12 protein-coding genes are annotated in these 12,016 nt (G+C 72.9%); 4 read left to right on the top strand and 8 right to left on the bottom strand.

Annotated elements, in window-relative coordinates; genetic code table 11:
* The first annotated feature begins 183 nt into the window (after nucleotides 1–183).
* Nucleotides 184–1,827, top strand: coding sequence for a DNA repair helicase XPB (locus B100_RS0109350; protein WP_024884178.1), 1,644 nt, complete (start codon nucleotides 184–186; stop codon nucleotides 1,825–1,827).
* An 18-nt stretch (nucleotides 1,828–1,845) separates the two neighbouring features.
* Here B100_RS0109350 and B100_RS0109345 read toward each other — a convergent pair whose 3' ends face one another.
* The 4 genes from B100_RS0109345 to B100_RS0109330 all read right to left on the bottom strand — a co-directional run bounded on the left by B100_RS0109345 (nucleotide 1,846) and on the right by B100_RS0109330 (nucleotide 4,862).
* Nucleotides 1,846–2,229: a hypothetical protein gene (locus tag B100_RS0109345; RefSeq protein WP_024884177.1), complete on the bottom strand. Its 384-nt coding sequence runs from the start codon at nucleotides 2,227–2,229 to the stop codon at nucleotides 1,846–1,848.
* Nucleotides 2,230–2,364: 135 nt separating this feature from the next.
* The gene (locus B100_RS0109340; protein ID WP_024884176.1) at nucleotides 2,365–3,177 is read right to left on the bottom strand and encodes an ABC transporter permease; all 813 of its coding nucleotides are present in this window, start codon (nucleotides 3,175–3,177) and stop codon (nucleotides 2,365–2,367) included.
* Nucleotides 3,174–4,142: an ATP-binding cassette domain-containing protein gene (locus B100_RS0109335; RefSeq protein ID WP_024884175.1), complete on the bottom strand. Its 969-nt coding sequence runs from the start codon at nucleotides 4,140–4,142 to the stop codon at nucleotides 3,174–3,176. Before B100_RS0109335 ends, B100_RS0109340 begins: the two co-directional genes overlap by 4 nt.
* Before the next feature lie 51 nt (nucleotides 4,143–4,193).
* Nucleotides 4,194–4,862, bottom strand: a complete 669-nt coding sequence (locus tag B100_RS0109330; protein WP_024884174.1) for a DUF4097 family beta strand repeat-containing protein — start codon at nucleotides 4,860–4,862, stop codon at nucleotides 4,194–4,196.
* A 224-nt stretch (nucleotides 4,863–5,086) separates the two neighbouring features.
* Between B100_RS0109330 and B100_RS0109325 the strand changes: the two genes are divergently transcribed.
* Nucleotides 5,087–5,887, top strand: coding sequence for a helix-turn-helix domain-containing protein (locus tag B100_RS0109325; RefSeq protein ID WP_024884173.1), 801 nt, complete (start codon nucleotides 5,087–5,089; stop codon nucleotides 5,885–5,887).
* Between the two features lie 53 nt (nucleotides 5,888–5,940).
* Here B100_RS0109325 and B100_RS0109320 read toward each other — a convergent pair whose 3' ends face one another.
* Both B100_RS0109320 and B100_RS0109315 read right to left on the bottom strand, forming a co-directional pair.
* A complete protein-coding gene (locus B100_RS0109320) occupies nucleotides 5,941–6,126 on the bottom strand; it encodes a hypothetical protein (protein WP_024884172.1) in 186 nt (61 codons plus the stop codon).
* Nucleotides 6,127–6,303: 177 nt separating this feature from the next.
* On the bottom strand, nucleotides 6,304–7,197 hold the full coding sequence (locus B100_RS0109315; RefSeq protein WP_024884171.1) for an aldo/keto reductase family oxidoreductase: 894 nt from the start codon (nucleotides 7,195–7,197) through the stop codon (nucleotides 6,304–6,306).
* Nucleotides 7,198–7,290: 93 nt separating this feature from the next.
* On the opposite strand from B100_RS0109315, the gene B100_RS0109310 reads away from it, so the two are divergent.
* Nucleotides 7,291–8,244, top strand: coding sequence for an MmyB family transcriptional regulator (locus B100_RS0109310; RefSeq protein ID WP_024884170.1), 954 nt, complete (start codon nucleotides 7,291–7,293; stop codon nucleotides 8,242–8,244).
* Between the two features lie 103 nt (nucleotides 8,245–8,347).
* Nucleotides 8,348–10,429: an AAA family ATPase gene (locus B100_RS0109305; RefSeq protein ID WP_024884169.1), complete on the top strand. Its 2,082-nt coding sequence runs from the start codon at nucleotides 8,348–8,350 to the stop codon at nucleotides 10,427–10,429.
* Between the two features lie 98 nt (nucleotides 10,430–10,527).
* Here B100_RS0109305 and B100_RS0109300 read toward each other — a convergent pair whose 3' ends face one another.
* Nucleotides 10,528–11,217, bottom strand: a complete 690-nt coding sequence (locus B100_RS0109300; protein ID WP_024884168.1) for a copper homeostasis protein CutC — start codon at nucleotides 11,215–11,217, stop codon at nucleotides 10,528–10,530.
* A gap of 93 nt (nucleotides 11,218–11,310) precedes the next feature.
* Nucleotides 11,311–11,988 (bottom strand): maleylpyruvate isomerase family mycothiol-dependent enzyme, encoded by a 678-nt coding sequence (locus tag B100_RS0109295; protein WP_037722556.1) that lies wholly within the window; start codon nucleotides 11,986–11,988, stop codon nucleotides 11,311–11,313.
* Nucleotides 11,989–12,016 lie beyond the last annotated feature (28 nt).

The raw sequence follows: 12,016 nt of genomic DNA, 5'->3' as shown, positions 1-12,016 counted from the left end.
ACGACGGGCGGGTGCATGCGGGTTCGTCGTGGTTGATCGCGCCCACGCGGCGGCAGCCGCACATCGGTACAGCCCGGCGCCCCTGAGGGAGGCTTCGGGGAACGGTGTGGAATGCGATCAGGCAAACTGGACGTTTGGCCGTGCAGTGCCCGTGCCGAGCCCGTCGCAGAAAGGCAGCCGCGCGTGAATGGTCCGCTCATCGTCCAGTCCGACAAAACTCTGCTCCTCGAGGTCGACCACGAGCAGGCCGACGACTGCCGTCGCGTCATCGCGCCGTTCGCCGAACTGGAACGGGCCCCCGAACACATCCACACCTACCGCGTGACCCCGCTCGGCCTGTGGAACGCGCGCGCCGCCGGCCACGACGCCGAGCAGGTCGTCGACGCGCTGGTGCAGTACAGCCGCTACCCGGTGCCGCACGCGCTGCTCGTCGACATCGCCGAGACCATGGACCGCTACGGCCGGCTCAGCCTGGTCAAGCACCCCGCGCACGGACTCGTCCTCACCACCACCGACCGCCCGGTGCTGGAGGAGGTGCTGCGCTCAAAGCGCGTCGCCCCGCTCGTCGGCGCCCGGATCGACCCGGACACGGTCCAGGTGCACCCCTCGGAGCGCGGGCAGATCAAGCAGACCCTGCTGAAGCTGGGCTGGCCGGCCGAGGACCTCGCCGGGTACGTGGACGGCGAGGCGCACCCGATCGAGCTGGCCGAGGACGGCTGGGCGCTGCGCCCGTACCAGAAGCAGGCCGTGGAGAACTTCTGGCACGGCGGCTCCGGCGTGGTCGTCCTGCCCTGCGGCGCCGGCAAGACGCTGGTCGGCGCGGGCGCGATGGCGCAGGCGAAGTCGACCACGCTGATCCTCGTCACCAACACCGTCTCGGCCCGGCAGTGGAAGCACGAGCTGGTGAAGCGGACGTCGCTCACCGAGGAGGAGATCGGCGAGTACAGCGGCACGAAGAAGGAGATCCGCCCCGTCACCATCGCCACCTACCAGGTGCTGACGACGAGGCGGAAGGGCGTCTACCCCCACCTGGAGCTGTTCGACTCCCGGGACTGGGGCCTGATCGTCTACGACGAGGTGCACCTGCTGCCCGCGCCCGTCTTCAAGTTCACCGCCGACCTCCAGGCCCGGCGCCGGCTCGGCCTGACGGCCACCCTGGTCCGTGAGGACGGCCGCGAGTCGGACGTCTTCTCGCTGATCGGCCCGAAGCGGTTCGACGCGCCGTGGAAGGAGATCGAGGCGCAGGGCTACATCGCCCCCGCCGACTGCGTCGAGGTCCGGGTGAACCTCACCGACTCCGAGCGGCTGGCGTACGCGACGGCCGAGCAGGAGGAGAAGTACCGCTTCTGCTCGACGACCGCCACCAAGCAGAAGGTGACGGAGGCGATCGTCCGCCGGTTCGCCGGGCAGCAGATCCTGGTCATCGGGCAGTACATCGACCAGCTCGACGAGCTGGGCGAGCACCTGGACGCGCCGGTCATCAAGGGCGAGACGTCCAACGCCCAGCGGGAGAAGCTGTTCGAGGCGTTCCGGCAGGGCGAGCTGAGCGTGCTGGTGGTGTCGAAGGTCGCGAACTTCTCGATCGACCTGCCGGAGGCGACGGTCGCCGTGCAGGTGTCGGGCACCTTCGGGTCGCGGCAGGAGGAGGCGCAGCGGCTCGGCCGGGTGCTGCGGCCGAAGGCGGACGGGCACAAGGCGCACTTCTACTCCGTGGTCGCCCGCGACACCATCGACCAGGACTTCGCGGCGCACCGCCAGCGGTTCCTGGCCGAGCAGGGGTACGCCTACCGGATCATGGACGCGGACGAGCTCCTCGCGGGGAACTGACCCGTCAGCTGTCCCGCGTCATCCCTCGGGCAGGTTGAGCACCAGCGCCAGGACGCACAGCCAGGGCAGCAGCGACAGTCCGGCCAGCCAGACGCGGGCGACCGCCCAGCGGCGGGTCCACGGCAACAGCCAGGAGGCGGCGCAGGCGGCCACCGCGAGGAGGCCGCCGAGGAACAGGGTGCCGTGGACGACGTCCAGGGCGGTCGTCAGGGCCGGCGAGCAGTCGTCGGGGCCGCAGCTGTCCGTCGCCATGACGGACAGCGCCCCGAACAGCAGCGCGAGCGGCGCCAGCATCACCCCGAGCACGGTGGCGAGAGCGGGCGCCACCCACGCGCGGGGGTCCCGCTCGGCCCGGTACTGCCGGTCCGGCGGGGCGGGGGCGAGGGCGCCGTGGTGACTCATACGGCCAGTGAAGCGGCCCCGGGCGACTGCTCGCACCGGGGCCGCTACTCAACTGGGCGGGTGTACACGTACTCACGTCGGGTGGCGGGCGCCTCACTTCCGGTGGCGGGCGCCTCACTTCCGGTGGCGGGTGCCTCACTTCGGGTCGCGGGCGAAGGAGGCCGTCGACCAGAAGTAGCCGAGCACCGTCAGGGCCACGCACCAGCCCAGCGCCAGCCACCCGTTGTGGCCGATCTCGCTGCCCAGCAGCAGCCCGCGCAGGGTCTCGATGGCCGGCGTGAACGGCTGGTACTCGGCGACCGGCCGGAACCAGCCCGGCATCCCGTCGACCGGGACGAAGGCGCTGGACAGCAGCGGCAGCAGGATCAGCGGGGTGGCGTTGTTGCTGGCGGCCTCGGCGTTCGGGGCGCCGAGGCCCATGCCGACCGCGATCCAGGTGAGCGCCGTCGCGAACAGCACCAGCAGGCCGAGGGCGGCCAGCCACTCCAGCGCCGTGGCGTCCGTCGAGCGGAAGCCGATCGCCACGGCCACCGCGCCCACGACGACCACGCTCAGGACCGCCTTCAGCACACTGCCGACGACGTGCCCGACGAGCACCGAGCCGCGGTGGATGGCCATGGTGCGGAAGCGGGACACGATCCCTTCCGTCATGTCCATCGACACGGAGACCGCGGTGCCGATGGCGGTGGAGCCGATGGTCATCAGCAGCAGGCCCGGCACCAGGTAGGCGACGTACGCGGACCGGCCGCCGCCGCCCAGTCCGGCGCTCATCACGTCGCCGAAGACGTACACGAAGAGCAGGAGCAGCATGACCGGGGTGAGCAGCAGGTTGAGCGTGAGGGACGGGTAGCGCCGCGCGTGCAGCAGGTTGCGGCGCACCATCGTGGACGAGTCGCGCAGCGCGAGGGAGAAGCGGCCCGGGCGGGCGGGAGTCTGGACGGCGGTCATCGGACGGTCTCCTTCGAGGGGGCGGCGGACGGGGCGGGGACGGCGGCGCCCTCGGTCAGGGCGAAGAAGACGTCGTCGAGGTCGGGGGTGTGCACGGTCAGCTCGTCCGCCTCCACACCGGCGGAGTCGAGCCGGTCCAGGACGGCGCGCAGTTCGCGCTGGCTGCCGCCGCTGGGGATGCGCAGGGTGAGTGAGGCGTCGTCGGGGGCCGCGCCGGGCAGGACGGCGGCGGCGGACCGGTAGCCGGCCGGATCGGTGAAGCGGAGCCGGACGTGCCCGCCGGGGACGATCCGCTTCAGTTCCTCCGCGGTGCCGTCGGCGGCGATCCGTCCGTCGTGGAGGACGGCGATGCGGTGGGCGAGCTGGTCGGCCTCCTCCAGATACTGCGTGGTGAGGAAGACGGTCACGCCGCCGGTGACCAGCTCGCGGATGATGCCCCACATGGTGTGGCGGGAGCGGGGGTCGAGTCCGGTGGTGGGCTCGTCGAGAAAGATGATCCGCGGGGAGCCGACCAGGGTCATGGCGATGTCGAGGCGTCGCTTCATGCCGCCCGAGTAGGTGGCGGCGGGCCTCATCGCCGCGTCGGCGAGGTCGAAGCGCTCCAGCAGTTCGGCGGCGACCCGCCGGCCCTCGCGGCGGGACAGGTGGTGCAGGTCGGCCATCAGGAGCATGTTCTCCTCTCCGGTGATCAGACCGTCGACGGCGGAGAACTGGCCGGTGACGCCGATCGAGGCCCGTACGGCCTGCGGGTCCGCGGCGAGGTCGTGACCGCCCACCCGGATGTCGCCCGCGTCCGCGCCGACGAGCGTGGAGAGGATCTTGACGATCGTGGTCTTGCCCGCGCCGTTCGGCCCGAGCAGGGAGAAGATCGTGCCTTCCTCCACGGCGAGGTCGACGCCGTCGAGCACGACCTTGTCGCCGTAGGACTTGCGCAGCCCGCTCGCCGCGATGGCCGAACCGGTCATGGGTGTCTCCTTCATGGGCAGAGGGTGGTCACAGGCACTGGCAGAGGGTGGTCACAGGCTGCGCGCGGTGATGTCGCCGTAGGCGGTGGTCGCGTGGACCGTGAGGCCGGCGGCGGCGCCGTCGGCTTTCCTGAGCGTGTTGTGGATCCGGCCGTAACCGGTGCCGGCGTCGAGGGAGGCGGAGACCCCGCGGGCGGCGCCGACGGCGATGTCGCCGTGCTCGGTGCGCAGCGTGACCGTGCCGCGCAGAGCCTCGGTGACGCGGATGTCGCCCTTCCGGGTGCTGATCTCGGCGGGGCCGCCCAGGCGGCCGACCGAGACGTCGCCGGCGAGGACGGTGAGGCCGGCGCTCGCGGTCTCGTCGAGCTCGACCGGGCCCTGCGCGCCCTCGATGACGACGTCGCCGAGCCGGCCTTCGCTCCGCAGCTCCGCGCCGACGGCCTTCGCCTCGACGCGGGAGCCGGCGGGCAACTGGACGGTGATGGCGACGGACCCCGACGGGCCGAGAAGCTGCTTCTTCGCCTGCGGGCCGTCGATCCGCAGGACTCCGTCGCGATACTCGACCGTGGTCTGCTCCGCCGCCTTGGTGTCGCGGCTCTTCGTGGCGTCCACGGGCAGGACCTCGACCACGGTGTCGGCCCGGTCGGCGGCGACGAACCGGATGCGGCCGGCGGCGACGTCGAGAGCAACCGAGATGGGGGCGGGCGTCTCGAACTGCATCGTGCGCTCCTTCGGGTCGTTGTTTCTGACACCGAAAACGCTACGTTGCGTTCATAATTTGGGCAACATCTTTGTTGCATCAGAACTGCATCTGTGCAGTTCAGCCCCTTTAAATCGTTGCAACGGTTTGCGATTTAACGCAACAGAGGGAGGGTGGTTCGTAGCAACGAGAAGAAAGTGAACGCTATGCTCGACGCACCCACGGACCACGAAGGAGACCCGCGGTGCCAGGAGGCAGGCTCACTCAGCAGGAACGCCAGGAGATCTCGTCGGGGCTGGCCGACGGGCTGGCGTACGCGGAGATCGCGCGGCGGCTCGACCGTCCGACCTCGACGGTCACGCGGGAGGTGATGCGCAACGGCGGCCCCACCGCCTACCGCCCTGAGCTGGCGCAGCGCGCGAGCGAGCAGCGCGCCCAGCGGCGCAGGCGGGGTGCGCGGCAGGCGAAGGCGGCGCCGGACGCGTACGGGCGGGATCCGGAGGCGGTGCGGGCGTACGAGGAGACGCTCACCACGGTCTTCATCGCCTCGGGCACGCCCAGGATGATGGCCAGGGTCATGGCCTGTCTGACCCTCAGCGACTCCGGCAGCCTCACCGCCGGCGAGCTGGCGGAGCGGCTTCAGGTCAGCCCGGCGTCGGTGTCGAAGGCGATCGCGTTCCTGGAGAGCCAGGACCTCGTCCGCCGCTTCCGCGACGAAGGGCGCCGTGAGCGCTACGGCTTCGACGAGGACATCTGGTACCGGTCGATGGTCGCCAGCGCGCGCTCCACCGCACAGATCGCGGTGGCCTCACGGGAGGGGGTGGACGTCATGGGGCCGGGAACGCCGGCCGCCACGCGTCTGGAGAGCGTCGCGCGGTTCCTCGACTTCGTCTCCGCGACCATGATCCGCGCGGCGGAGGAGGCGCGTGACCTGCTGTTCGTGCAGCCGGCACCCGACGCGGAGGCGGACGCGGACGGCGCGGAGGCGCAGGTGGCCGGCACGGAAGCGCAAGCGGACGCGGACGGCGCGGAAGGGCGGGAGTAGGGCGGCGCGGAAGGGCGGGAGTAGGGCGGGCGGGGCCGGAGGAGCGAGGGCGTCTACCGGCGGCGGACGCCCGCCTCCTGGCCGTACTCGCCGAGAAGGATCACGTCGAAGGCCGCGCCGAGGAACACCTTCACGGCGCGCAGGGCGTCACCGACGCGGTGCGGGTGACTGCCCTCGACCGGGCTGGCGCCGCTCGGGCGGACCGGCGGACTGGTGGGGTGGACGGTGGCTGCGCTCATGTGTCCATGGTTGCTCGCGGGCCCCCGTACCGGCATCGGCCCAGGGGACCGATCCGCCGGCCCGCCGCGTACGCCTGCGGAACGAGCCGTCCCTCTCAGGCAGGACGGGGTCACCCCTAGGGGTGTTCCCCTCGGACCTAGGGGTTGTTCTCCGGGCTGCGGGCGGCCCGGAGGGGGTCAGCGGCCGATCGTGTCGAGGGCGGCCAGGTCCTCCTCGGTCAGGTCCAGGCTCGCACCGGCGATGTTCTCCCGTAGGTGCGCCACCGACGAGGTGCCCGGGATCAGCAGGATGTTCGGCGAGCGCCGCAGCAGCCAGGCCAGGGCGACCGCCATCGGGCGGACCCCGCGCCGCTCGGCCACGGCCCAGAGCGTCGCGGACTGCAACGGGGTGAACCCGCCGAGCGGGAAGAACGGCACGTAGGCGACGCCCTGTTCGGCGAGCCGGTCGACGAGGTCGTCGTCCTGCCGGTGGGCGAGGTTGTAGAGGTTCTGCACGCAGACGAACGGGGCGATGGTCTCCGCCTCGGCGATCTGCTCGGGGGTCGCGTTGCTCAGACCGAGGTGCCGGACCAGGCCCTGCTCCTGGAGCTCGACGAGGGTCTCGTACGCCGTGGCGAGCGAGCCGGGACGCGGTCCCGTGGCGTCACCGAGCCGCAGGTTCACCAGGTCCAGCGTGTCGACGCCGAGGGTCTCCAGGTTGGCGTCCACGGCCCGGCGCAGGTCGTCGGGCTTGCGTGCCGGGGGCCAGCCGCCGTCGGCGTCGCGGTGCGCGCCGACCTTGGTGACGACGTGCAGCGGGCCGGGGTAGGGGTGCAGGGCCTCACGGATCAGCCGGTTGGTGACGTGCGGGCCGTAGGCGTCGGCGGTGTCGATGTGGGTGATGCCGAGGCGCACGGCCTCGCGCAGCACGGCGAGGGCGCCGTCGTGATCGGCGGGCGGACCCATCACGCCCGGCCCCGCGAGCTGCATGGCGCCGTACCCGAACCGGGTGACGGTCAGGTCGCCCATCGTCCAGGTGCCGCCGGGGAGCGTGGGAGTCGGAGTGCTGTCGGAAGTGGTCGCGGTGGTCATGCCCCCACCGTCCGCCGCGGCCGGCGCCCCGCCCAGCCCCCTGGCGATCCTGGGAGTGACAGGACCAGGGACGGACGGTCCCGCGCGCCTACGATGGAACGCATGTCTGAGGAGAACCGGCTCGGTGACTATCTCCGGGCGCGCCGCGAGCTGGTGACACCGGCCGACATGGGCCTGCCTGTTCACGGGATCCGCCGGGTGCCGGGGCTGCGCCGTGAAGAGGTCGCCCTGCTCGCCGGCATCAGCTCCGACTACTACCTGCGGCTGGAGCAGGGCCGCGACCGCAATCCCTCGGCGCAGGTCCTCGACGCGCTCGCCCGGGTGCTGCTGCTCGACGACACCGCCACCGCGTACCTGCACCAGCTCGCCGCGCCCCGGCCCAAGGCCCGCCGCCGCCCGTCCCGGCGCCCGGCCGTCCCGCCGGCGACGGCGCAGCTGCTGCAGTCGGTCGGGCTGCCGGCGTTCGTGACGGACCGGACCCTCGACGTGATCGCGGTCAACCCGCTCGCGTCCGCGCTGGTGCCGTCCGTGCGGGTGGGCGAGAACCGGCTGCGGTCGTTCTTCCTCGACCCGGCCGAGCGGGACCTGCACGCGGACTGGTCGCACACGGCGGCCCAGTGCGTGGCCGTCTTCCGGCGGCGGCTCGGGTCCGACGTCGACGACCCTCGCGTGGTGCGGCTCGTCGGGGAGCTGTCGCTGGCGAGCGCCGAGTTCCGCGAGGTGTGGGCCCGCCACGACGTGCGGCCGGTCGTCGACAAGCCGATCCGGATGAACCACCCGCAGGTCGGGGAGCTGAGCCTGACCCTCTCCAAGCTGGACGTCGACGGCCCGGACGGGCTGATGCTCGCGGCCTACCACGCGGCACCGGGCAGCGAGGACGCCGAGCGGCTGGCGCTGCTGGCGTCCCTGACGACGGGGCCGGCGCGGCGCGCGACGGGGTCGGCACGGCACGGGGTGTCCGGCGGCGCGGACCGTCGTCCGGGGCACGCGGACCGTCGTCCGGGGCACGCTGAAAACCGTTTGGACGGCCCCCGCCCCACGCCCTAGAATCGCCGCTTCCCCCGCCTCCCCCGATGGAGCGCAGCCGCCCGGACGGAAACCGGCCGGCATCGTCGCAGCACACCCGCAGCACGTTCCCGGAGGCACCCTCTTGTCCGCGTCCACGCCTGTAGACGAGCCCTTGGACGGCCCCGCCGGCATCCCCGCCGACGACCCCCTGGCCCGCGAACGCTCCCACCTCGCCGCGTCCCGCTCCGCCCTGCGCGCCATGCGGGAGGACGTCGAGGCGCTCGACATCCGCGACGTCACGGCCAACTGGGTGAACGCGGCGGTGCTGGAGCGCCAGATCGGGGAGCGGATCAAGGCGCTGGCCGACCTCAGCGGCACCCCGCTGTTCTTCGGCCGCCTCGACTACCTGCACGCCCCCGGCGCGGAAGCGGCCGAGGGCGCGGAGGGGGAGCTGTTCTACATCGGGCGCCGCCATGTGCACGACGCGGACGGCGACCCGATGGTGATCGACTGGCGAGCGCCGGTGTCGCAGCCGTTCTACCGGGCGTCCAAGAAGGACCCGATGGACGTCGCGCTGCGCCGCCGCTTCGGCTACACCGGCGGCGACCTCACCGCGTACGAGGACGAGCACCTCTCCGACCCTGCCGAGGCGGCCACCACCAGCAAGCTGCTCCAGCGGGAGATCGAACGTCCGCGCGTCGGCCCGATGCGGGACATCGTCGCCACGATCCAGCCGGAGCAGGACGAGATCGTCCGGTCCGGGCTGTCGGGCAGCGTGTGCGTGCAGGGCGGCCCCGGCACCGGGAAGACGGCCGTCGGCCTGCACCGCGTCGCGTACCTGCTGTACGCCCACCGTGAGCGCCTGGCCCGCACCGGCACGCTGGTCGTCGGGCCGAACCGGTCGTTCCTGCACTACATCGAGCAGGTGCTGCCCGCGCTGGGCGAACTCACCGTCGCCCAGGCCACGGTGGACGACCTGGTGGCGCACGTCGAGGTGCGCGGGACGGACGGCGCGACGGCGGCGGTGGTCAAGGGCGACGCCCGCATGGCGGAGGTGCTGCGCCGGGCGCTGTACTCCCACGTGGCCATGCCCGCCGAGCCGGTCGTGATCGTGCGCGGATCACGCCGCTGGCGGGTCCCGGCGTACGAACTCGAGGAAATCGTGCGGCAGTTGCTGGACCGGGGCATCCGCTACGGCGCCGCCCGTGAGGCGCTTCCGCAGCGGATCGCGCACGCGGTGCTGGTGCAGATGGAGCGGGCGGGCGAGGCGCCGGACGACCGGGTGCAGGACGCGGTGGCGCGCAACGCGGCGGTGAAGACGGCCGTGAAGGCGGTCTGGCCGGCCGTGGACCCGGCGAAGCTGGTGCTGCGGCTGCTGGGCGACGCGGAGTTCCTGGCGGAGCACGCGGAGGGGCTGCTCGACGAGCAGGAGCAGGAGCAGGTCCTCTGGGCGAAGCCGGCCCGTTCGGTGAAGTCGGCGAAGTGGTCGGCCGCGGACGCGGTGCTGATCGACGAGGCGACGGACCTGATCCAGCGCACTCCCTCCCTCGGCCATGTCGTCCTCGACGAGGCGCAGGACCTGTCCCCCATGCAGTACCGGGCGGTGGGGCGGCGCTGCACGACCGGTTCGGCGACCGTGCTGGGGGACCTGGCGCAGGGCACCACCCCGTGGGCGACGCGCAGCTGGGAGGAGGCCCTGTCCCACCTGGGCAAGCGGGACGCGGTGGTGGAGGAGCTGACGGCCGGTTTCCGTGTCCCGACGGACGTCATCACGTACGCGTCCCGGCTGCTCCCGCACATCGCCCCGGGCCTCACCCCGGTCGCGTCGATCCGCGAGAACCCCGGCTTCTTCGAGGTACGCCGCTCCGAGGGCCCGGACGACGTCGTCGCCGCGTGCCGCGAACTGCTGTCCTGTGAGGGCTCGGTGGGCCTGATCGCGGCGGACCCCCGCGTCCCGGAACTGGCCGAGGCCCTCGAGACGGCGGGCCTGACCCACGTCTCCCCCGGCGAGGAGACGACGGAGGCCACCCGCCTCACCCTGGTCCCCGCGTCCCTGGCGAAGGGCCTGGAGTACGACTACGTCCTCCTCGACGAACCCCAGGCGGTGGTGGACGCCGAACCCGACGAACGCACCGGCCTCCGCCGCCTCTACGTCACCCTGACCCGAGCGGTCTCCGGCCTGATCATCACCCACACGACCCCACTCCCGGCCCAGCTGGGCTGACCCGTCGCCCCCTGGCTGCGGCGGCGCTGCAGGTGGAACTCCGGGTGCCGCAGCCAGGCCCGAGAAGTCCCGCGCCCCCGCCCGGCGTCAGAGGGGGCTCACTCGCCCAGAACCCCCCGCCACCGGGCGACGGCGTCCGCCGAGACCGGGCCGGTCCAGCCGTCCGGACGTGCCGCGCCGCCGATGTGGAAGGCGTCCACGCCCGCGTCCCGCAGGCCCGGTACGTGGTCCAGGCGGAGGCCGCCGCCCACCAGCAACTGCTGCCCGTACCCGGGCTCACCGCACCGGTCCGCCTCCGCGAGGAGGACCGGAAGGCCCGTGTCCACGCCCGCCGCCGAGCCGGCGGTCAGGTACGTGTCCAGGCCGGGGAAGTCCGCGAGCTGCTTGCGCAGGGCGTCACGGTCGGCCGCGTGGTCGATGGCGCGGTGGAACGTCCACCGGCACCCCTCCAGCTCGCCCGCGATCCGCTCCACCGCCGCCAGGTCCACCTCACCGTCCGCGTCGAGGAAGCCGAGGACGAACTCCTCCGCCCCCGCCTCCCTCATCTCGCACGCCGCCGCGAGCAGCCGTTCGTGGGCCCCCGCCGCGAAACCGTCCGCCAGCCGCAGCATGACCCGTACCGGGATGTCCACGGCCGCGCGGATCCCCGCCACCGTCGCCGCCGTCGGCGTCAGCCCGTCCGCCGCCATGTCGGTGACCAGCTCCAGACGGTCCGCACCTCCGGCCTGGGCGGCGACGGCGTCCTCGACGTCGAGGGCGATCACCTCCAGGACTGCACGCTTGCTCATGGGGCCCCATTCGTCGGCTCGGGTCGGCTCCTACAGGTCTAGTCCAATCCAAGCCTACGCCCGGCCGCCGGCCCACGGCCCCCCACCCGCCGGTCAGCCGAAGATGTTCAGCTCCGCCGCCTCCGCCCCGGCCAGCTCGTACGACACCCCGTCCACCGGGCGTCCGGCGTACAGCCGTACCAGCGTGGGGGCGTCGCCGATGAAGCGCGCCGGGGGCCGCTCCCCGGAGACGCCGCCCAGCCGCAGCGGTTCGTCGACGTCGTCGAGGTCGGCGTGCAGCGACAGATGCCCCCGCGCACTGGTGACCTGGGCCAGCAGGGCGAGCGCGAACGGCAGCCCCGCGCCCGCGTACGCGCCCGGCTCACCGAACGCGACCCGTACGTCCCCGGCGTGCACCCACTCGCCGAGCGCGGCCCCGTCGAGCAGCCCGCCCGCCTCGGCGATGACCGGCCCCGCCGCGGTCATCCCGCGTTCCAGCTCGTCGAGGACCTCCGCGTTGCTCCAGCCGGCCCGCTCGGCGATGTCGCGTTCGTTGCACTCGGGCGAGAACACGTCCTTGTCGTACCGGCTCTCCACCACCCGGGACAGCGCCGCCGAGCAGTGCGCCAGCAGGTCCCGGACCGTCCAGCCCGGACACGCCACCACCGGCAGCGCGAAGTCGCCCTCGTCCCTCGCCCGCAACAGCGGGAGCAGCGCGTCCCGTTCGACGACCAGCAGCCGTCCCGGCAGTTCGGGGTCCCGTACCTCGTGCACATCCGCAGGAGTCGTCATGCCGTCCACGCTAGGGCCTGAGCCGCCG

The sequence above is a fragment of the Streptomyces sp. CNH189 genome (assembly GCF_000527195.1).
This window is presented reverse-complemented; position numbering and strand designations above follow the sequence as displayed.

Coding starts and splice junctions, on each gene's coding strand:
- B100_RS0109345 (WP_024884177.1), bottom strand. CDS start 2,229: ATGAGTCACCACGGCGCCCTCGCCCCCGCCCCGCCGGACCGGCAGTAC.
- B100_RS0109340 (WP_024884176.1), bottom strand. CDS start 3,177: ATGACCGCCGTCCAGACTCCCGCCCGCCCGGGCCGCTTCTCCCTCGCG.
- B100_RS0109335 (WP_024884175.1), bottom strand. CDS start 4,142: ATGACCGGTTCGGCCATCGCGGCGAGCGGGCTGCGCAAGTCCTACGGC.
- B100_RS0109330 (WP_024884174.1), bottom strand. CDS start 4,862: ATGCAGTTCGAGACGCCCGCCCCCATCTCGGTTGCTCTCGACGTCGCC.
- B100_RS0109320 (WP_024884172.1), bottom strand. CDS start 6,126: ATGAGCGCAGCCACCGTCCACCCCACCAGTCCGCCGGTCCGCCCGAGC.
- B100_RS0109315 (WP_024884171.1), bottom strand. CDS start 7,197: ATGACCACCGCGACCACTTCCGACAGCACTCCGACTCCCACGCTCCCC.
- B100_RS0109310 (WP_024884170.1), top strand. CDS start 7,291: ATGGAACGCATGTCTGAGGAGAACCGGCTCGGTGACTATCTCCGGGCG.
- B100_RS0109300 (WP_024884168.1), bottom strand. CDS start 11,217: ATGAGCAAGCGTGCAGTCCTGGAGGTGATCGCCCTCGACGTCGAGGAC.
- B100_RS0109295 (WP_037722556.1), bottom strand. CDS start 11,988: ATGACGACTCCTGCGGATGTGCACGAGGTACGGGACCCCGAACTGCCG.